This window comes from Shewanella sp. MMG014 (assembly GCF_018100775.1).
In the GTDB taxonomy this organism is placed as follows: domain Bacteria; phylum Pseudomonadota; class Gammaproteobacteria; order Enterobacterales; family Shewanellaceae; genus Shewanella; species Shewanella japonica.
The window spans coordinates 305,894-327,887 of the sequence record NZ_JAGJDZ010000003.1; the positions used below are offsets into that span (position 1 = coordinate 305,894).

A 21,994-nucleotide genomic window follows, 5' to 3' on the forward strand; every position below is an offset into this window, starting at 1 on the left:
AAGGTAAAGCTAAGAATTTAGGCTAGATATCTTTAATAAACATTTTGCTGGTTATTGAGAAGCGATAACCAGCAAAATGATGTTAAGCAGATTGCAGACCGGTAAAGTAGTCAGCATCAATACCAAATAAACACAAATAATTGTCCGTGTTATAGGTGTCATTGTCATTGTTAACAACCACGCTAACACCTTCTGCTTCAAACTGATTCAGCTTTTTAAGCAACATTTGCTGGGTTTTTCGCTCCATCATGAGCTCGATATCCAACATCTGTTGATACTCCCCCGGTTGCAAATAGGTTTTTGCTAGGCGGCGTAATTTACGATAAGGCGAAACCACTTTGGTATCCCAATCTTCAATAGTTGCAGCTAAGCTTTCCCATTGAGCGAGCGCTAAAGGGTGCTGCTGTTGGTCGAGATATTGAGCGAGTAAAAGGAGATTAATATTGACCTGATAATCGTCTTGCACGCTAATATAGCTTAAACGATGAGTGGCGTAACGGTTATCACAATCACGCCAAAGTAACGAATTAAACTGTTGCACTGGCTATTTCTCCTTAAATATTAGCGTCCATCAATAGGGCTTGTTCCTGTCTACTCTAGCCCTGTTGTAAATTGGTACTCCATTGCTTGAATGACGTTATGTGATTCAAGCGGGGCTGACAGTGTTAACCCCCCAATAATACTGATAACTTAATTAGCTAAGCGTAAATGCTTGTTCAATAACTTCGATTTGCTCTTGTAGCTCTAGCCAAGTCATTTCACTTTCATCCATCGCTTGAGTCAGTTCTGTTCGTTCATTGAGCACTTTCGTCATTTTAGCTTTATTTTCAGCTTCATACAGTGAACCATCTGCCAATTCTGTTTCAAGCTCACTTAAACGACTGGTTATTTTTTGCTGTTGAGTTTCAAGTTTGATTTGTTGCTTACGTAAAGGCGATACCTTTTGTCTCAACTCTGCTTCTAACCGTTTTTGCAGCTTTTTATCGACTGCTGGCTTTACATTATTATCATCTGAAACCGGTTGTGCAGCTTTTGCCGCATCAAGCAGCCATTGATGATAGTCGTCTAAGTCGCCTTGGAATGGTTTAACAGCGCCTTGGTCTACAAGGTAATAATCGCTACAGCTTAACCGTAAAAGATGTCGATCATGTGACACGATGACCATGGCACCTTCAAAAGTTTGCAAGGCCATTGTCAGCGCATGACGCATTTCTAAATCAAGGTGGTTGGTGGGTTCATCTAATAGCAAAACGTTTGGTTTTTGCCAAACTAATAGCGCTAATACCAGGCGGGCTTTTTCACCACCTGAAAATGGCCCGACAGCAGACAAAGCCATATCACCATTAAAGCCAAACCCACCTAAGAAGTTACGTAATTCAAGCTCTTTGGCATTTGGCGCTAACCGCACCATATGTTGCAATGGGCTATCATCCAAACTTAAAAATTCGATTTGATGCTGGGCAAAGTAACCAATATTTAGTCCTGGATTAGGTTGGTATTTACCTGTTTTCGGTGCTAATTCTCCAGTAAGCAGCTTAATTAAGGTCGACTTACCTGCACCATTGCGCCCAAGTAGGCCAATACGAGCCCCTGGCACAAGGTTGAGCTTTACTTCACTTAAAATGGTTTTATCACCGTAACCAATAGAAACATTTTCCATGGTCACTAGCGGATTTGGTAGGGCATCAGGCTCTCTAAATGCCATATGGAACTGACTATCTACTTGAGAAGGCAACAGGTTAGCCATTTTTTCTAAGGCTTTTAAGCGGCTTTGAGCTTGTTTGGCTTTACTGGCTTTATACCTGAAACGATCGACAAAAGATTGCATGTGGGCACGTTCTTTTTGTTGACGTTCAAATGCGGCTTGTTGTTGCGATAGGCGTTCAGCACGAATACGTTCAAAGGCACTGTAATTACCTTTGTAATAGTTAAGCTTTGCATGCTCGACGTGAACAATTTCATCCACAATACCATCAATAAAGTCACGGTCATGACTGATAAGGATCAGTGTGCCTTGATATGCTTTAATCCAACCTTCAAGCCAATACATGGTATCTAAATCTAAGTGGTTGGTAGGTTCATCGAGAAGTAAAAGATCAGAGCGACATAATAAAGCCTGTGCTAAGTTAAGGCGCATACGCCAGCCACCAGAGAAACTTTTTACTGGGCTACTTTGTTCTGTTTCACTAAAACCTAAGCCCGCTAATAATGCCCCCGCTCGTGATCGGATTGCATAGCCACCAATAGCGTCAATTTTGCCATGGATAAGCGCAATGTTATGACCATCATTATCTTCTTGTGCTTGATTAAGTTGAGCCTCAAGTTGTCTAAACTCAACGTCACCATCAAGCACGTATTCTAATGCTGAGACTTCCAATGCAGGCGTTTCTTGCGCTACAGTCGCAATTTGCCAGCCTGCTGGAAGGCTAAAATCACCTTTATCGAGTTGTAAGTTACCTAAAATCAAGGCCAACAATGAAGACTTACCGGTTCCGTTTGCGCCTACTAGGCCAACTTTATGACCAGGGTATACGGTGAGATCGGCGTCATCGAGTAAGGTTTTTGTTCCACGGATGAGCTGGGCTTGACTGATGTTAATCATGAATAGCAACTTGATTGGTGATAAGACAAAAAGTGCAGGGATAATAGCGTAATTGACAGTTTTTTAATACCAGAGCGAGACTGGATTAGTACAACTATGGCAAAATAATGATATTGAATTGATAAATGTGTAGAAGAAAAATAATAAAATTATGACAAAAATTAAGAAACGCTTTGTAGCTGGGGCTAAATGCCCTAAATGTCATGCGCAAGATAGCATTCAGTTATTTAAAGAAAATGGGATTGAAACTGTAGAATGCACAGATTGTGATTATCGTGAGCAACAAACTGAGGCGAAAGTTGCCAAAAAAGCCACAGGTGATGTGATAGGGGTCTTTAAACCTGATTAAGTTTTCAAGATGACAATGCTTAAATGTGAGAAAAGTAAAGGCTAACGGCCTAAGAGTTCGTTAGCCTTCTTCTTTGGCTAGAGCGCCATCATTGGCGCTTTCAGCAAGAATTTTGTTTTTGTGCTCGATGAGCACGATGATGACATGACGGTTATTTTTCATTAACTCATCAAAGCGATGATTAATTTCACCTAAATCTTCCACATAGTCTGGATCATCTTTTTCTTTTTTATGCCAGTAACGATTTCTATCTAGCTTTTGTATTTCGCTTGCACGTAAAATTTCAAAATAGCTATTTTCTTGTTTAAGGCGATACACCTCACTATCGAGCAACTGGATCAGTTTCTCTTTTGAGATGGTTTCTTTTTTCAATAGTGCTTTTAACGGATCTTCTTTTAATACGACTTTGTCAGAATCGACTTCGGTTGTGATACCTAATTCATATTCAATTTTATGCTGACGAAATTCTTTCGGACAGACCGTTTGGCTGAAGGCAATTTTGTTGTCCTTCATACACTTATATATTGTATTTGCAGAGGCAAACGTCGGCCCCATAAATAATACAATCATCAATGTTAGTAGTAGTCTAATTGGCATGCGGCCACATATCCTTTTGATAAACAAATATCCTTTTAACACCTTTTGTTAAAAAATATATCCGTTGCTTACCGCTAGTTGGCCAATGTCCATTGGCTCTAGAAGTTTGTAAATCATTATAGTCGGTTGTAACGATAATGTAGGTATACTTTTTTACTATGGCCTAATTTTAACGAGAAAACCAGTTTTTTGACAGTAGATTTTTTATTGGCACTGAAGAACTTTGCTTTAAATATGTAAGACTTAGTGAAAAATCAGCTAAGTCTTACAGGGCAAGTGGTGAATAGATTAACGTTGGAAAGTGAGGTTATCGATTAATCGTGTGTTGCCAAGGTAGGCGGCAGCTAAGATAACAAGGTGTTTATCATCTGCAGTCGCAATGGCTAAATTGACAGCATTTCTTATTGAAAAGTAATCTATTTTAAAGCCTGCTTGGGTCAACATGTCAGCGGCTACAGCCTCGCTTTCAGTGATTGTTTTACCATCCATAACATGTTGCGCAGCTGCATCCATGGTCCGTTTAATGGTGGCAGCTTGCTGTTTTTGCTCTGTCGTTAGATAGCCATTTCGCGAGCTCATCGCTAAACCTGAGGCTTCACGTATTGTGTCAATGCCTACAATTTCAATCGGTAATGATAAATCTTCAGCCATAGCTGTGATGACCATTAACTGTTGGTAATCTTTACGGCCAAAAACGGCGACATCAGCTTGAACAATATTAAATAACTTACAAACGATAGTAGCGACACCACGGAAATGACCTGGTCGACTTGCACCGCAAAACTCATCACCAATATGAGGGACTTCTACGAAGGTTTGTTGCGCTAACCCTTTAGGATAAATAATGTCTGGTGTGGGGGTGAACAAGAGTTCCGCGCCAGCGGCTACCAATGCTTCACTATCTGCTTGTAACGTTCTTGGATAGGCATCAAGATCTTCGTTTTGGCCAAATTGCATAGGATTAACAAAGATTGATACGACCACATGATCCGCACGTTTTAGTGCTTCAGTGACTAAGGTAATGTGACCTTTATGAAGGTTGCCCATCGTTGGCACAAAGGCAACGGTATCGCCTTGCATGTGCCACTGTTTTACTTGCGCTCTAATTTCAGCAATGTTCGCTGTGGTAATCATTGATATTGACCTATAAACGATTAAAGAGTGCGTTATTAATTAAACGCATGTTCGTCAGCTGGGAATGTACCATTAGCCACTTCTTCAATGTAGGCTCTTACTGCTGCTCGAATTTCACCAGTTTGTTGTAAGTAATTTTTAGAGAACTTAGGGATGTAACCGCTAGAGATCCCAAGTACATCATGCATAACAAGGATCTGACCATCAGTATCACGTCCCGCTCCAATCCCAATGACAGGAATCGTTAGCGCATCAGTGATACGTTTTGCTAGCGCACTAGGGATGCATTCAACAACCAATAACTGAGCGCCAGCAGCTTGAAGTGCTAATGCATCATCGACCATTTGTTGGGCTTTGTCTTCTTCACGACCTTGAATCTTAAAGCCACCAAATACGTGTACTGATTGAGGCGTTAAGCCTAAGTGTGCACAGACTGGAATACCGCGTTCAGTCAGCATTTTCACACTTTCTAGTAGCCATTCACCGCCTTCAAGTTTGACCATGGTTGCCCCTGCTTGCATTAGGGTGCTGGCATTGGTCATGGTTTGTTCTGGCGTGGCATAACTCATAAACGGCATATCAGCGATCAGTAACGCTCGCTTGCAACCTCGATTAACACTGGCTGTGTGATACGCAATATCATTGACTGTAACAGGTAGGGTGTCGTTGTGGCCTTGAAGTACCATCCCTAATGAGTCGCCAACCAACAAAACGTCGATGCCTTCATTATCAAATGCGCCGGCAAAGCTCGCATCGTATGCGGTGAGTGCGGTAAATTTCTTACCTTCTTGTTTGAATTTGATAAGGGTTGAGCTAGTGACTTTTGACATAATAAACTCTTAAAAGTTATTCATATTCAAGTTATCGATTTGCGGTGCGTATTGCTAAGTGCTGATTAAAGTTGGACTAATTCAGCCCGCATTTCACTGGTAATTAAGTGTGTTAATTCAGTATTACAAGGCAGTATTAATTGCGGATTAATGTCTGCCAATGGAATGAGTACAAAACTGCGCTGTTTCATGCCGTAGTGGGGGACGGTGAGTCTTGGTGTGTCAATGCACTCTTGCCCATAAAGCAACAAGTCAAGATCCAATGTACGAGGCCCCCAGCGGACTTCTCTGACTCTGCCCTGGGTATTTTCAATATGTTGTAAGGCATCAAGTAAGGCTATGGGAGTCAAGTTCGTGTTAAAGCTTGCTACCCCATTGACATAATCTGGCTGTTCAACATCCCCCATAGGCACAGAGCGATATAGCGGCGAGATGGTCACCGCATTATTTTCTGCAATGCTTCTTAACGCCAGTACCGCATCTTCAAGTTGTTGTACTGGGTCATTAAGGTTTGCGCCTAACGCCACATAGACTGTGGTGCTCATGATTAACCTTTGTTAGTCGGTTTTACTTCAGATGAACCTGAGTTATCTGATTTAGGCTTTGGGCGACGACGTTTGCGCTGATGGGCGTTTCTGTTGCGGCTAGGGCCTTTTTTATTGCTGCTTTTAGCGATGTCAGAGCGCTCTGTTTCATCTGCTTCAACAAATGATTTCCACCAAGTCGCAATTTTCCCTATATTGCCACCTTCAGCTTCACCACGTAACAGCAGTAAGTCATATGCAGCGCGAAACTTAGGGTGCTCAAGCAGTTTAAAGGCACGAGTGCCTTGGCTTCGCTCAAGACGCAGTTGTAATTGCCAAATATCTTTAGCGGGAGTGCTAAATCGACGTGGGATACTGATAGTGCGGCATTGCTGCTCCATCACATCACCCATTGCGGCGACGTGCGCATCGTAATGGCTTAAACCACTTTCTAGGGCAATATCATCAGCACGTTGTTTTAATGGGTACCATAATAACGCTGCATAGAAAAACGCTGGTGTAACAGGTTTGTCTTGGCTAACACGTAAATCGGTATTCGTCATTACAGCATTAAGCATTTTGGCTGTATTGCCGTTTGGCTGCTCTTTTATCAGTGCTGAAATTTGCGGGAATAATGGCTGAAATAAACCGAAATCACGCATCATGTCGTAGTTAGCTTTTGCTTTACCGGCAAAGAATAACTTGAGTACTTCTTCGTACATTCTTGCGGCTGGGATATCTTTTAATAATGGCGCTAATGCGTTAATGGGCTCAGCCGTTTTGGATTCGATACTCATATCGAGTTTTGTCGCAAAACGAACCGCGCGTAGCATTCTGACAGGGTCTTCACGATAACGGGTTTCAGGATCGCCTATCAAACGTATGGTACGGTCATCAAGATCGCGAATACCGCCGCCATAGCTGTGAATAGAGTAATCGCTGATGTCGTAATAAAGTGCATTGATGGTAAAGTCACGACGCTCAGCGTCTTCATCGATTTCGCCATAGACGTTATCACGCAATAAACGGCCTTCAGCATTCGATTTCGAAATCTTGTCATCAGTTTCACCGTGATGACCACGAAACGTTGCCACTTCAATGACGTCACGACCAAACACAATATGCGCTAATCTAAATCGACGACCAACGAGTCGGCTATTACGGAATAATTTTTTGATCTCTTCAGGGGTCGCATTAGTCACGACATCGAAATCTTTTGGTTCCATACCTAATAAAATATCGCGAACACCACCGCCAACTAAGTAAGCTTTATAGCCAGACTTGCTGAGTCGATAAAGTACTTTAAGTGCATTTTCACTGATTTGACGTCGAGAGATTGTATGGGCATCTCTGGTGACAATGTCCAAGCGAAGACCGTCATCTTGAACTTCTGGTTCATTGACAGGAGTGGATTTATTGTCTTCAAACAGTTGTCTGCAGAACTGACTAATACGGCGAAAAATAATACACCTCGAACGATACGATTAATGGTTAGAATTAAATGGTTAAAAATCTGGCGGCTATGATATACCAATTGTAAGCTAATGAGTATATCACTGCGCTATCAGAATCTCAGATACTTGAGGAATATCGGCTATCTTAAATTGTTCGATAGCTTGTTTTAGCATGATATCGACATTATCGGTATCAACCTCTGCTTGACCTAAAAAACTCAAGGCGGCGTTAATACTGGCCTGAGGGTGTTTTACATCGATAGCATTCGCATAATTCTGTTTTGATAATTTAAAGCCAGGCTTGGTACAAGCAAGGGGTAAATGCAACCAGCTTGGTGAAGTAAAACCAAGAATATTATTCATACTCAATTGTCTGCAACTGGTTTCTAGCAAATCAGAACCACGAACAATTTCAGTGATCCCTTGAAAAGCATCATCGATGACTACAGCAAGTTGATAGGCAAATAAGCCATCGCTTCGCTTAATAATGAAGTCTTCACCAGCAAAATCATCACCTACGCTAACGTCTCCCATCACAACATCGTGAAATTGACTCACTTTTGCATGATTGCGAATACGAATCGCACCTTGGGTTAACCTAGGTGATAGTGAGCCACAACGACTGTCATAAGTGCCACCCATTAACCCAATTTGTTTACGAGTACATTGGCAATAGTATGCTTGGTCATTGCTAAGCAATTCATTAATATGCCGTTGATAAACTTCGCTACGATCACGTTGAAATAACGCTGTTTGATCCCAGTGTAAGCCATAAGCTTCAAGTGTTCTGAGTATGTCATCACTCGCACCGGCAACTTCTCTTGGGGGATCAATGTCTTCGATTCTGACTAACCATTGGCCCTGCTGATGTTTTGCTCTTAAAAAACTGCCCAGTGCAGCGATAAGTGAGCCAAAATGTAAAGGGCCAGAAGGGGAAGGGGCAAAGCGGCCAATGTAATCTGGTGAGTTCACGACAAAACCCTTAATTGAAATCGAAATGTTGAACACATTAAGTTAGCAAAATCATTATCAGAAAGGGTATTGAGCCTTTCTTATTGTTGCCCATTATTATTGCTATATATGTTTAGAAGGGCGTTCAGTACAAAATTGATTTTGGCGTGGAAGTCGATAAAAAATACCAAAACAAAGGGCGAGAATAATCTCGCCCTACGATCTGATAAGCTGAATATACAGTTCTCAGTGGTTGCTGTATTAGCCAGCCATTTGCTTTTCTTTGATCTCTGCAAGTGTTTTACAGTCGATACATTGATCAGCAGTTGGACGAGCTTCAAGACGGCGAATACCGATTTCAACGCCACAAGAATCACAGAAGCCGAAATCATCTTCTTCAATTTTTTGCAGTGTTTTTTCAATTTTCTTAATCAGCTTACGTTCTCTGTCACGAGCACGTAATTCTAAACTAAACTCTTCTTCTTGGGCTGCGCGATCAACTGGATCTGGGAAGTTTGCAGCTTCGTCTTGCATATGGTTCAACGTGCGATCAACTTCTTCACGTAACTGGTTACGCCAAGCTTCTAAAATCATTTTAAAATGACCACGTTGCTCTTCACCCATATACTCCTCACCAGCTTTTTCCTGGTAAGGTTCTACACCTGCGATAGCGAGTACGCCGAGTTTTTTGGTGCCTTCAGGCATAACGCATCTCCTGTAATAATTAGCGATTTATGTGCGTCGTAAAATTTATGGCCGCTATCTATAGCAGAAACTCTATAGCGTGGCAAACTATTTGATTAGTATTTTTTTCATTTTTGAACTAAACAATAACTTTGCATGAACGGGTAATGATACTTGAGGTTGCTGAGATTTCAGTTTGATAAGCTAAAACTTCAACGCCGCTATTGACCGCTTGTTTAAGTAATAATGCATATTGTGGATCGATATGCTCTGCCGCTTGAACGAGATTAATGCCTGAATGCTGTACGACAAACAATAACACTGCTCTATGACCTAGACTAACCATATGCATTAGCTCACGCAAATGCTTTTGCCCCCTAGCTGTGACAGAATCAGGAAAATACCCTACTGTTTGCTCTAATAATGTACAACTTTTCACTTCTACATAGCACAGCGCCTGTGTGTCATCACTCAGTAAAATATCAATTCGGCTATTTTCGTCACCGTATTTTACTTCTCGTTGAATGTTGGCGTAACCCGAAAGCTCAGTGATTACACCTGATTTAATTGCCTCTTCGGCTAAGGCATTAGCACGTCCTGTGTTAATACCGATTAAGTGCTGCTCTGGCGTAGCGCTGATTTCCCAAGTATGTGGGTACTTACGCTTAGGGTTGTCAGATGTAGAAAACCAAACGGTTTCACCTGGGAATAAACAGTTTTTCATTGAGCCAGTATTTGGGCAATGAATGGTAATCTCACTACCATCTTCTAGTTTTACATCAGCTAAAAAGCGTTTATAGCGTTTGAGTAACGTTCCTTTTTGTAAAGGTGGGGTAAAGTCCATAAGAAAGTGTGCTCCAGGCAATAAAGGGCTGATTGGGAGTGCTGAGTGATTTGGAGTGAATGCATACTGGCATCATCACTTTCACTTTATTTAGGCAGAGGTTATATCATGGGCTTGTATGACTTCAACTACTATTCAAGGGCGCATAAGTAAGAGCGAATGCTAGGTTGATTTTACTGTGAGTGGCTATTTTTAGCAGTACATTCTTTTTAACAATTAATATTAATCTTTGTGCTGGTTTTAGTCTCGTTTCATTACCGATTTACAGTACACTTAGCCCATTGGAAACATACGTTACAATGTAAGAACAGCACAACAACGATTAAAAAACTAAACAGCACTAAAAAGAACAGCACAAGCAGAATAATAAGGACAAAATAATGCAAATAATGACCGTTGCCCTAACACAAGATGCGCCACAAAGCCTTTGGGGTAAAGCAAGTGTGACTTATCAAGGTAATCAAGCGTTAATTCATTTAACTGATTCGGATGTACTTCGTCAGGTACAAATGGCGGCTCGAAAAATTCGCGCTCAAGGTGTTACAAGTGTCCAGCTTGAAGGTGAATTATGGAATATCGACTCACAGTGGGCTTTCTCTCAAGGCTTTACAACGGCAAGAGGCGAGTTTGAAGTACGTTGGTGTGGCGATGAAGCGACTCAAACCACATTAACCCATCGTTTCGAAGCGGCTAGCTTTGCACGTATGTTAGTCAATGAGACACCAGAAGAGCTGTCACCAGTGGTACTCGCCAATCATGCTGCTAATTGGTTAAAAGCGATTGGTGGTGACAATGTCAGCTACGAAATTGTTGAAGGTCAAGAACTACTTGAAAAGCAGTGGATTGGTTTGCACGCTGTTGGGCGTGGCAGTGAGCGTCCACCTGCAATGTTAGTGTTAGATTTTAATCCGCTTGGTGATGATGCACCTGTTTCGACAGCGTTAGTCGGAAAAGGCATCACATTTGATTCTGGTGGCTACAGTATTAAGCCTTCTGTTGGCATGTTAGACATGAAGTGTGACATGGGCGGTGCTGCAACTGTTACTGCGGCACTGGGCTTGGCAATGAAAGCCGGTTTAAATAAACGCGTCAAGTTGTTCTTATGTTGTGCGGAAAACCTAATTAGTGGCCATGCATATAAATTGGGCGATATTCTGACTTACAAAAATGGCGTCACTGTAGAAGTCGTAAATACTGATGCAGAAGGTCGTCTTGTTTTAGCGGATGGTTTGCAAGCTGCATCAGACACCGGGGCTGAATTGATCATTGATGCTGCTACGCTAACTGGTGCTGCAGTGATGGCAGTGGGTGATAATTATAATGCGATATTCTCGCCACAAACTGAAACCTTACAACGTGTGCAACAAAAAGCTGCTGACGTTTCTGAAAATGTTTGGCCATTACCGTTAAATGAATGGCACAAAGATATGTGTCCTTCTCCTTTTGCTGACACAGCTAACAGTCGTGCTATGAAAGGTGGTGGAGCAGGTGGTGCATCTAATGCCGCAGGCTTCTTGTGGCGCTTTGTCACGCCGGGAATGAATTGGTTACACATGGATTTAGCCGCGGCTTACTCATCTTCTGATTCAGCGTTATGGAGCGCTGGCGCGACAGGGCATGGTGTACTTACTATTGCCGCTTTGCTAGAAGAGTAAATTCGATAGTGTCGTATTGACGCTAATAAGATAAAAAAGCCGCAATATTGCGGCTTTTTTATTGGGCTTTCATCAAAACTGAACCACTGGAACAGCAGTTGAACTTATGGCGTAAGAGGCCAGTGCTGAATAGGTAGATACTTAACCCCACCAGGCAAATTGAGGGATTCAAATAACGTCAGTTGTGTTGCTGTGACGGTAATCGGTGCCTTTAATAAGAATGGAAAACTTGTTTGCTCACTTGGTAAGGTGCAATGTCTAAATAAGCTTACATGGGGTCGGTAGTCGTGTTGACTTTGCATAAGGCCTAATTCTTTTGCCATATTCTGTAATTGGTTGGCTATGTAAGATAGCTTATCAACAGCCATCCCCTCTGCACAAATTAGCTTAGCTTGTGGCCAATGAGCAATATGGGGCATTGATACGGTAAAAGCATGAAAGGTTTCTGCTTCAATTAAGCGCCCAAGTGCAACCCTATCAGCCAAGCTTGTATTTCCTAAAAAAGCGGCAGTGATATGAAAGTTCTCTTTTGCTACGGTTTTAGCTTTCTGAGCGACTAACGGCTTTATGAAGGTTTGCTGTGCCTTTAACTCATTGGCGATTGAATCACCAACCGAAAAACCGACAAAAGTGCGTTTGTTAACACTTTTAGACATTAGTCCATCCTTATAAATATCTTGAATCAAATTGTATCGCTTGCGGGTCGCTAATGGGGTAATTTAGTTACTAAATACAATTAATTTAATGTAAAAAGTTGTCGTTTTTAATCTAAGATTAATGCAAGCAGCACAAAATCCATTGAATTTATCGAACATGAGGTTGGATAAATCTTAGCAATAATGAGAGCTACATTGCCAAATATTAATGAGTCGCATAATGGTTGATAGCGAATTTAAATCGGTATGGGTCAGTGAACAGTCATCTGAATTAAGTCGCTTTTTATCATCAGAGAAAGTCACAGCAGAAGTTGAGCGATTAACGCAGAAACTAGACTGTGACGGCGTAGTGATCGTACTGTCTCAAATATCAGAACACATCACCAGTGACTGTGTTGTGCAAGCCAATGCTTTAAAAGTGTATGACTCTGATGCGCAAACAGCAGAGTTACTCGGTTTATCACTCGCTTCTTATCCTGACTTGTGTGAACAACTCTTGTTGAATAACCATAGTGGGTTATTTCCTCATTGTGACCAAGTTGAACATGATGATTTACATTTTTCAGCGCCATTAGTGGATGGACTAAATCAATTTTGTCATTCTTTAGCGAAGCCGATAAGACTATTGATTAATCATGTGGCGCAAATCGGTCATACTCGGCTGTGTCTCATCCCTTATCAACACCAAGCTAATTGGTCGGTACATGCTACTGGTGGAGATGATTGCCAGTTTTATCTCACTAATGAATTTGCGCTAAAGCTTTGCTCACATGCAGAGCTCACTCGAGTATCAGAATTACTGCAAAACAAAGAAATACAATACCTTGAGTTATTCCAACAATTACCTGTAGCGTGTGCGCTGATTGGTACTGACAATAATGTCAGTAATCAAAATCATGTCGCCAGTCAAAGCCTGCCTTTTACCATAGGCAAAAGTCTATTTTCTGTGATTAATTCAGATGATCATTTATTGCTTGAGGACTGTTTACACATTGTTAGAGAAGGCGCATTACACCAATCTTGGTGTGAACTGCCCTTGATCGTTTCAGGTGTTAAGCACTGGTATAAAATGAGTTTTTGTCGTGCTCTTGATATTGAGCATCGACTACTCATGATGGTTGAAGATATTTCTGAGCGATATCGTTTAGCAGATGAACTGTCATTTCAATCAAATTATGACCCGCTAACAGGCTTACCTAATCGGGTGCAGTTTGAGGCGATGCTCGAAGAAACCATAAATGAGAAAGATAGGTTACCTGCTTGTGTTGCGTTTTTAGATCTGGACCAATTCCAAGTCATTAACGATGTCAGTGGACATCAAGCGGGTGATGAATTGCTTTGTCAGGTATCCAAGCGCTTGAGTCTTCTGCTTCGTACTGGGGATATTGTGGCCCGTTTAGGCGGCGATGAGTTTGGTATTTTAATGTATCACGCCGATAAAGCCTCAGCAGAGCAAGTGGCGAGCCGGATTTGTCAGCAACTCTCAGAGCATGAATTCACATGGGGGGAGATCACTCATAACGTCAGTATGAGTATGGGCATGTCCGAGCTTAACTCCCGCTCAGAAGATATTTATAGCGTCATGAGTCAAGCGGATGCCGCTTGTCGGATTGCGAAAGAAGATGGCCGAAATCGCTGGCACTTTTACAGTAAAAATGATCCGCAAATGCACCAGCTTTATAATCAAATGCTAGCGTCTGTGGATATTATCTCGGCATTAGCGCTTAACCAGTTTGAGTTATTTTTCCAATTGATAGAGCCGCTGTCTTCTAAAGATACTGGCATTCATATGGAAATTTTACTGCGGATGGTTCAAGAAGATGGCCGCTATGTTTCTCCTGGAGTATTTTTACCTGCAGCTGAGCGTTATAACCTCGCATCTCGTATCGATCGTTGGGTTATCGACAACTTGTTGAAGTGGGGCTCAAGGCATATGGAGATCTGGGACGACCTTAAGATGGTTTCACTGAATTTATCTGCAGTGTCTTTATCAGATAGTAAATTCATGAGCTGGCTTGAAATGCGCTTAATGGTTGAACCTGAATTAGTTGATAAGTTATGTTTTGAAATCACTGAAACTGCCGCAGTTAGCCAACTTGAACAAGCCACAGCCTTGATTGATTTGTTAAAACCGCTTGGTTGTAAACTTGCCTTGGATGATTTTGGTTCAGGTTTCTCAAGCTTTGCTTATTTGAAGTGCCTTGATGTAGATTACGTCAAAATTGATGGTCAATTTGTTGTGAATGTATGTGATGATCGCAGTGACAAAGCCATTGTGTCTGCTATTTGCCAGCTAGGTAAAGACATGGATTTTGAAGTGATTGGCGAGTTTGTTGAAAATCAAAACATCGGACTTTTATTGCGTGAATTAGGTGTAGATTATGCTCAAGGTTACGCGATTGGTAAGCCGACACGATTAATGGAACTAGATTCTGGGCTAAGACAACCTTGGCTGAACGACTGAATATAGGCCAAGCGAAGCTGCGAAAACTTATCATATCAACCCTTTCTTTGTCATATGGCGCAGACATAACACAACCCTTGTTGAGATAGCATCAACAAGCGATTGTGAGTAAACTGACTTCAGTTTTTTCTTGTGTAAGTTATTTTTTTGAGCCAATTACCTATTCAAACCTTGTTCGAGCCACTGCAACAAGCGCTATCAACACATCGTCAAATTATTCTTGAAGCCCCTACTGGAGCGGGTAAGTCAACGGCATTGCCCTTGGCTATGCTCAGTTGGCCAAGTATTAACGGCAAAATATTGATGCTTGAACCAAGGCGAGTCGCCGCTCGGAGTGTGGCACATTTTATTGCTCAATCATTAGGTGAGAAAGTAGGTGATAGCGTTGGTTATCGTGTTCGAGGTGACACTAAGGTTAGTCGTCATACGCGCTTAGAAATAGTCACCGAAGGTATACTCACTCGTATGATCCAGCAAGATCCAGAGCTCAATGGAATTGATGTGATCATATTCGACGAAATTCATGAACGCCACTTACCTACTGACCTTGGTTTAGCACTTACTCTAGAAGTACAAGATTCCTTAAGGGATGACTTAACCCTTATCGCAATGTCGGCGACGTTAGCTGGCTTGCCGCTTCAGCAGCTTATGCCTGAGGCGACACTATTGGTTAGTGAAGGGCGCAGCTTTGATGTTGAACAGGTTTATCGACCAGTGACTCGGCAACAACCATGGCTAGAACACATGGCCAATGTGATTGCAGAATCTGTAAAAAACAACTCATCACATGTGCCGCAGCAATATCAAATGGGCTCTATCCTCGCCTTTTTACCCGGTAAGGGGGAGATCAATAAACTGCAGCGTTTATTAAGTCAAAAGGTTGATACACAGGTATTTCTTCTATGCCCTCTTTACGGTGATCTGACGCCAGCTGAGCAAGATAACGCAATTGCTGGTGCGCCGAAAGGCAAACGTAAAATTGTGCTGGCAACCAACGTGGCTGAATCCAGTTTAACTATTGATGGAATAACCCTTGTTGTCGATAGTGGCTATAAGCGAGAAGCAAGCTTTAATCCTCGTACTGGCGTGAGCCGACTATCTCTTAAACGTATTAGCCAAGCTTCTGCTATCCAACGTGCAGGTCGTGCTGGACGACTTGCTCCAGGTTGTTGTGTGCGTTTATGGGCGCAAGAAGAACAAAGCCGATTATCTAAAGCTGAAGCGCCTGAAATCAGTGTCAGTGAATTAACCACCATGGCATTAGAATGTGCTTATTGGGGGGAAAGCAATATTGAAAACTTACCACTGCTTACTGCGCCGCCCGCAATTCATCAACAAAAAGCGTGGCAGTTATTAACGCAACTTGAGCTTGTGGATGCTAATCATAAAATTTCGCCACATGGCAAAGCGGCTTATGAGTTAGGCTGCCATCCTCGGTTAGCACATATGCTATTGCAATCGACTGTATTGGCTAAGACGCAAAAGCAACCGGAATTAGTGTCGCTGGCGTGTTTATTAGCTGCGGTGTTAGAAGCGCGCGGGCTACCGAAAAAAGGCGTCGATATTAGCCAGTATCTACCACTAGCTACGCAAGGTTTGATGGCGGCACAAGTTAACAAATGGCAAGCGTCATTATCAGTTTCCTCAGACATTAAACAACTTGCTCGTGATGCTGCAAGTCGTGATATCAGCACATTACTGGCTTTGGCATACCCAGATAGAATTGCTCAAGCTCGTGGTAAGCAAGGATTTAGGCTTAGTAACGGTACTGGGGTAACGATTGATATTGAAGATAATATGTCGACCCATGAATGGCTTGTTGTGGCCGACTTTCAAGAATCTCAAGGGCGCAATGCTGGGCGGGTATATTTAGCTGCTGCGATAAACCCCGAGCACCTTAAACACGACTTAGGTTTGCTTATATCCGAACATAAAGTTTGTGAATGGGACGAAGCAAAAGGACGGTTTTTTGCTGAAAAGCAGCAGAAAATTGGTGAACTTATTGTGAGTCGCTCGCTTGAGTCTAACGTTGATTCAGATTTAATTGTCCAAGCGCTAATCAGCCACATTCAATCTAAAGGGTTAAGTATTCTTAACCTTGAAGAGGGGTTTTATCAGTTACAATGCCGAGTAAAACTTGCGCAGTTATATGCACCAGAGTATGACTGGCCATCGTTAGAAAGCGCTGATTTATTAGCGACATTACCTGAGTGGCTAGCACCGTATTTAGTCGATGTTAATTCGATTGCTAAATTACAAAAACTGGATATATTGAGCCAAGTTAAAAATTTATTAACTTGGTCTCAGCAGCAAACCTTAAATGAATTACTGCCGACTCATTGGAAAATGGCGACTGGAACATCAGCGCCTATTCATTATCAAATTGACGAAGCGAGTGATAAAGGCTGCGAAGATATCGATCAAGCGCCAGATGAAGTACTAGCAAGTCATTCGGTTCGTGGCCGTGCTTTATTACGGGTAAGGTTGCAAGAGGCATTAGGTTTATCACAAAGTCCATTACTGCTTCATGGTAAGCTGGTGGTTACCATGGAGTTATTATCACCTGCGCAGCGTCCAATAGCGTTGACTGCAGATTTAGCCAGTTTTTGGCAAGGGCCTTATGTTGAAGTAAAGAAAGAAATGCGAGGCCGATACCCTCGTCATTTATGGCCAGATGACCCTGCCAACACGACAGCAACCAAATTTACTAAAAAGAAAACGCCAGGCTTAAAGTAATAGCCAAGGACGAAATAGAATTACGCAAATTATGACTGACAGAATAAAAAAGCCTACGGCAAAAAAAGACTCGTCTAAAAAGGCTCCAGCTAAAAAGGCACCTGCTAAAAAATCATCGCCCAAGAAATCTGGCGTCAAACGAGTTAATCCCAAAAAAAATAGTCGCTCGAAATGGAAAACGCTTTGGTCATTTACGTGGAAACTGGGTTTAATCGGTTTAGTTATCGTTAGCTCTTACGGTATTTATCTCGATCAAATCATTGCCCGAAAATTTGAAGGTCAGAAATGGCATTTACCAGCCCAAGTATTTAGTCGCTCAATGGCGATTTATCCAGGCGCTGCCATTAGCCATCCGCAATTATTGTCAGAGCTTAAATTACTGGGATATCGTAAAGTCGCTAACCCAAGGCAAGTCGGTGAGTTTTCTGCATCAAGCAGCAAAATAGAATTATGGCGTCGACCGTTTTTACATCCCGAAGGCGATCAAGTTGCTCAGCGAGTGATGATTTCATTCGATAGCCAAGGTGTGTCATCGGTGCAGCGTATGTCAGACAAACGCCAAATGGCCGTATTTCATTTAGAGCCTGTATTGTTAGATAGAATTTTAGCTTCAGGTGGTGAAGATAGATTATTTGTGCCAACAGAAGAGATGCCGCAAGCCATTGTAGATGCACTGATCCTAGTAGAAGATCGCAGTTTTTATGAACATCATGGCGTTAACCCATTTGCCATAGCTCGTGCTGCTATCGTTAATATTACCGCGGGGCGCACCGTTCAAGGTGGCTCAACGCTAACCCAGCAATTGGCGAAAAACTTCTTCTTAACCAGTGAGCGCTCGATTGTACGTAAGATCCGTGAAGCGTTAATGGCGATCATTATTGATTTTCGCTACAGCAAAGATGAAATCCTCGAAGCTTATTTAAATGAAGTTTATATGGGGCAGGACAAATCTCGTGGCGTACATGGTATGGGATTAGCTTCGCAGTTTTATTTTGGTCGCCCGATTGCAGAGCTCACTGTTTCACAGCAAGCATTTTTGATCGCAGCAATTAAAGGGCCTTCATATTACAATCCATGGCGCTCACCAGAGCGTGCGCAAAATCGACGTGACTTGGTACTTCGTCTACTGATGGAAGACGACAAGTTAAATGTTGAACAATACAAAGCCGCAGTTGAATCACCTCTAGGCTTGCGTGACTTTAATAAATCGGTACATCAAAAGTTACCAGCCTTTTTTGCCGTGGTTAAAAATGAACTACGCAGTCGATATGGCGATAGTTTATTACAACAGTCAGGTGTGAAGGTCTACACCACGTTAGATCCTATGGCACAAGATGCAGCTGAAAAAGCCGTAGTTTCTACCATGAAAACGCTGGATGAAAGAGCGAAAAATGTGCAAGTGGGCATGGTCGTTACAGATAAGTACACGAATGGGATTGCCGCTATGGTAGGTGACAGAGTACCTAGCTTTGATGGCTTTAATCGTGCTGTTGAAATCCGCAGGCCCATTGGCTCGTTAGTTAAACCCTTTGTGTATGCCACAGCATTACAACAAGGTCACAAATATAACTTGGCATCTCCAGTGGCAGATAAACCGATTACCTTACAAAACGGTCAGGGTAAGACGTGGTCACCACAAAATGTCGATAAAGTGTTCAGAGACGAAGTGCCATTACTAACAGCCTTTAAAAACTCGATGAATGTCCCGACGGTGAACGTCGGGATTGAAATTGGCGTGGATAACGTAGCTAAAACCATGAGCAGTGCAGGCTGGAGTGAGACGATCCCTCGCTATCCTTCAATGCTATTAGGGGCTATTAATGGCTCTCCATATATGGTTGCCCAAGTTTATCAAACCATTGCCAATAACGGTCGTTATCGACCATTAAGTTCGATTACTGCAGTGTTAGATACGAATAATCAGCCGTTAAAAGTGAGCCGTGATAGCGCAACACAAGGACTAGAACCCGCGACTGACTTTTTAGTCCAATATGCGATGAATCAGGTGGTAAAAAATGGTACTGCAAAACGATTAGGCCAAGCGTTTCCTAATGTGGATTTAGCGGGCAAAACGGGTACCAGTAACGATAGTCGAGATTCTTGGTTTGCAGGCTTTGATGAGCGAAATGTCGCTGCCATTTGGGTGGGGCAGGATGATAATTCAAAAACGGGATTATATGGCTCAAGTGGTGCCATGGCCGTCTATCAAGCGTTCTTAAAGCAGCGTCCACCTTTGGGCTTACGTATGACGCCCGTTAATGGCGTTACTCAAGGTTACTTTGATAGAAGTACAGGTGTCGCTAAGCAAGCTGACTGCGATAATGTGGTAGCACTACCAGCGAGAGTTGATAGTTATAACCCAGTAGATAATTGCGGTGATGAACGTTCTTGGTGGCAAAAGATTATTAATTAATAACAATTCAGTACATTAAATAGCCTATATAGATAGTGCTACATCGATTTTACTAGAAGGGCTACTCACTTTGAGCAGCCCTTTTTGTTTGGTTTTAATTTATAGGGTGGAATTTATATAGTTTATTTTCAAAGGCTTAGTTTAATTTTGGTGCGTATGGATAAAGTTTAGTCAAGCATAAATTAGCAATGGTTAAAAAAATATTGCGAATAAGATGAATTATCATTTGCATTTATGTATCATTCAATCGATAAGTCATTAACATTTTGGTTTCACAATTACAGTTTTTGTATCAAGGGAAATTTATGCAACTTAATAAAACAGTATTAGCGACAACTATCGCACTTTCATTAGGCTTACTTACAGCTTGTGGTGGTTCAGACTCTTCTGATAGCTCTGGTACTACAGAACCCACTAATTCTGCACCAACTGATATCTCTCTTTCTGATTCAACTGTTGATGAAAACACTGCTGGCGCGACAGTAGGTGCTTTGTCTGCAACTGATAGTGATGCTGGTGATTCTCATACTTTCTCATTGACCAGTGACCAGTTTGTTATTGATGGCACAACACTAAAATTAGCTGACGGTGTTGTGTTAGATGCCGATGCTGCAGAATCAACAGAATTTACTTTAGCCATCACAGCAACGGATGGCGATGGTGCAACGTTTACCAAAGACGTGACTGTAACGGTTAATGACATCATGGATCGCTACGTATTTGACAGTAAGTTAAATGATGGCGAGTCAAGTGTGACCTATACTGGCCAAAATGCTCGTCACATTTTAATTGCTGAATTAAATCAATACATCTCTTCTACATTAGAAGCTGAAATCGACAGCAACGAATTAACAACGAAAGATGAAGTACTGGCTAAGTTGAATTACTTCTACAACCCTGATGAAGATACTCAGTACCCTGATATTGCGATTACCTTTATTGATAACTCAAAAGATGGGCTTATCTCTGAGCTAACAGGATACAAAAACCTTACTGATAAAGTGGCTGGTAATGATGCTACTGGTCAACATGAAGACTGGAATAACGGTGCATTTGCAGGTTGGGGCGCGAAAGGTTCTACAACACCTTCAGCACTTATCGATATGTTATTTGATCGTTTAGCTGATAATGCAGTTGCTAAAATTAACGGTGAAGTACGTCAAGACGTTCGTGGTAATGACATCTCGAAAGTATATATTGATGAAAACGGTGTTGATTTAGCACAATTAATTCAAAAATTCTTATTAATGTCTATTACTTACTCTCAATCAGCAGATGATTACTTTGGTGTTGATACTGAAGGTAAGGGCTTAACGACTGACAACATTAACCCTGCTAAAGATGGTGCTGCTTACACTAACCTTGAGCATCAATTTGATGAAGGTTTTGGCTATTTTGGTGCAGCGCGTAACTACCTTGAATACAGCGATGTAGAAATTGCCGGTAAGGTGACAGAAGATGAAGGTCGTGCGGACTGGAATGGCTCACATGATACCGACGGTGACGGCAAAATTGATTTACGTTCAGAGTACAACTTTGGCCAATCTGTCAATGCAGCAAAGCGTGATTTAGGTACTGCTGATAATGCAATGCCAACGGATTACACCATGCAAGCAATGGAAGCATTTATTGCTGGTCGTAAAATCATCAATGATAACGTGGGCAGTGCTTTAACTGAGGCTCAAATGACTGAGCTTGAAACCTATGCAATGGCGGGTGTGAAAGCATGGGAAAATGCAATCGTTGCGACAGTTATTCATTACATCAATGATGTGTCTGCTGATTTGGCACCACTAGCAACTGGCGGTGACAGTGCTGATTTCAACTACGAAAATCTAGCGAAGCATTACTCAGAAATGAAAGGTTTTGCATTAGGTTTACAGTTCAGTGAATACGCTGTCATCAGTGATGAAGACTTCGAAACTGTTCATGAATTATTCGCAACACAGCCAGAATTAACGGGTGATGTTGATGGATATATCGAAGACTTAACCGAAGCGCGTGATATTTTACAAGCTAGCTATGAGCTTGATGCAGATAACGTTGCTAACTGGTAAATCCTATTGTGATATGACCTCACATTAGTAAAAAGCTTGGTGTT

Annotated in this window: 17 protein-coding genes; 6 read left to right on the plus strand and 11 right to left on the minus strand. The window is 42.0% G+C overall.

Annotation, left to right across the window (positions count from 1 at the left end; genetic code table 11):
- Window positions 1–82: 82 nt before the first annotated feature.
- Together J8L86_RS06650 and J8L86_RS06655 are read right to left on the minus strand one after the other, a co-directional pair.
- Window positions 83–541, minus strand: a complete 459-nt coding sequence (locus tag J8L86_RS06650) for a DUF2390 domain-containing protein (RefSeq protein ID WP_055024931.1) — start codon at window positions 539–541, stop codon at window positions 83–85.
- Window positions 542–694: 153 nt separating this feature from the next.
- A complete protein-coding gene (locus tag J8L86_RS06655; protein ID WP_065109451.1) occupies window positions 695–2,602 on the minus strand; it encodes an ABC transporter ATP-binding protein in 1,908 nt (635 codons plus the stop codon).
- A gap of 151 nt (window positions 2,603–2,753) precedes the next feature.
- Between J8L86_RS06655 and J8L86_RS06660 the strand changes: the two genes are divergently transcribed.
- Window positions 2,754–2,951, plus strand: a complete 198-nt coding sequence (locus J8L86_RS06660; protein WP_055024929.1) for a YheV family putative zinc ribbon protein — start codon at window positions 2,754–2,756, stop codon at window positions 2,949–2,951.
- A 60-nt stretch (window positions 2,952–3,011) separates the two neighbouring features.
- On the opposite strand, the gene J8L86_RS06665 is transcribed toward J8L86_RS06660, so the two are convergent.
- From J8L86_RS06665 to sfsA, 8 genes are all read right to left on the minus strand, one after another.
- Window positions 3,012–3,548, minus strand: a complete 537-nt coding sequence (locus J8L86_RS06665; protein ID WP_065109453.1) for a hypothetical protein — start codon at window positions 3,546–3,548, stop codon at window positions 3,012–3,014.
- 288 nt (window positions 3,549–3,836) lie between these two features.
- Window positions 3,837–4,682: a pantoate--beta-alanine ligase gene (panC, locus tag J8L86_RS06670; RefSeq protein ID WP_211029433.1), complete on the minus strand. Its 846-nt coding sequence runs from the start codon at window positions 4,680–4,682 to the stop codon at window positions 3,837–3,839.
- Between the two features lie 35 nt (window positions 4,683–4,717).
- The gene (gene panB, locus J8L86_RS06675; protein ID WP_055024926.1) at window positions 4,718–5,512 is read right to left on the minus strand and encodes a 3-methyl-2-oxobutanoate hydroxymethyltransferase; all 795 of its coding nucleotides are present in this window, start codon (window positions 5,510–5,512) and stop codon (window positions 4,718–4,720) included.
- 65 nt (window positions 5,513–5,577) lie between these two features.
- A complete protein-coding gene (folK, locus tag J8L86_RS06680; protein WP_065109456.1) occupies window positions 5,578–6,057 on the minus strand; it encodes a 2-amino-4-hydroxy-6-hydroxymethyldihydropteridine diphosphokinase in 480 nt (159 codons plus the stop codon).
- A 2-nt stretch (window positions 6,058–6,059) separates the two neighbouring features.
- On the minus strand, window positions 6,060–7,403 hold the full coding sequence (gene pcnB, locus J8L86_RS06685; protein ID WP_225442104.1) for a polynucleotide adenylyltransferase PcnB: 1,344 nt from the start codon (window positions 7,401–7,403) through the stop codon (window positions 6,060–6,062).
- A gap of 186 nt (window positions 7,404–7,589) precedes the next feature.
- Window positions 7,590–8,462: a tRNA glutamyl-Q(34) synthetase GluQRS gene (gluQRS, locus tag J8L86_RS06690; protein WP_211029435.1), complete on the minus strand. Its 873-nt coding sequence runs from the start codon at window positions 8,460–8,462 to the stop codon at window positions 7,590–7,592.
- A 240-nt stretch (window positions 8,463–8,702) separates the two neighbouring features.
- Window positions 8,703–9,146, minus strand: a complete 444-nt coding sequence (gene dksA, locus J8L86_RS06695) for an RNA polymerase-binding protein DksA (RefSeq protein WP_055024924.1) — start codon at window positions 9,144–9,146, stop codon at window positions 8,703–8,705.
- Window positions 9,147–9,264: 118 nt separating this feature from the next.
- Window positions 9,265–9,969, minus strand: a complete 705-nt coding sequence (sfsA, locus tag J8L86_RS06700) for a DNA/RNA nuclease SfsA (protein WP_211029437.1) — start codon at window positions 9,967–9,969, stop codon at window positions 9,265–9,267.
- 380 nt (window positions 9,970–10,349) lie between these two features.
- On the opposite strand from sfsA, the gene pepB reads away from it, so the two are divergent.
- On the plus strand, window positions 10,350–11,624 hold the full coding sequence (gene pepB, locus J8L86_RS06705) for an aminopeptidase PepB (RefSeq protein ID WP_080916766.1): 1,275 nt from the start codon (window positions 10,350–10,352) through the stop codon (window positions 11,622–11,624).
- A gap of 104 nt (window positions 11,625–11,728) precedes the next feature.
- Here pepB and thpR read toward each other — a convergent pair whose 3' ends face one another.
- Complete coding sequence (gene thpR / locus J8L86_RS06710; RefSeq protein WP_065109459.1) at window positions 11,729–12,280, minus strand: RNA 2',3'-cyclic phosphodiesterase; 552 nt, start codon at window positions 12,278–12,280, stop codon at window positions 11,729–11,731.
- Window positions 12,281–12,500: 220 nt separating this feature from the next.
- On the opposite strand from thpR, the gene J8L86_RS06715 reads away from it, so the two are divergent.
- From J8L86_RS06715 to J8L86_RS06730, 4 genes are all read left to right on the plus strand, one after another.
- Window positions 12,501–14,744, plus strand: coding sequence for an EAL domain-containing protein (locus J8L86_RS06715; protein WP_211029439.1), 2,244 nt, complete (start codon window positions 12,501–12,503; stop codon window positions 14,742–14,744).
- Window positions 14,745–14,891: 147 nt separating this feature from the next.
- Window positions 14,892–17,480, plus strand: coding sequence for an ATP-dependent helicase HrpB (gene hrpB, locus J8L86_RS06720; RefSeq protein ID WP_211029441.1), 2,589 nt, complete (start codon window positions 14,892–14,894; stop codon window positions 17,478–17,480).
- Between the two features lie 31 nt (window positions 17,481–17,511).
- Window positions 17,512–19,893: a penicillin-binding protein 1B gene (mrcB, locus tag J8L86_RS06725; RefSeq protein ID WP_211029442.1), complete on the plus strand. Its 2,382-nt coding sequence runs from the start codon at window positions 17,512–17,514 to the stop codon at window positions 19,891–19,893.
- 305 nt (window positions 19,894–20,198) lie between these two features.
- A complete protein-coding gene (locus J8L86_RS06730; protein WP_211029444.1) occupies window positions 20,199–21,950 on the plus strand; it encodes a DUF4856 domain-containing protein in 1,752 nt (583 codons plus the stop codon).
- Window positions 21,951–21,994 lie beyond the last annotated feature (44 nt).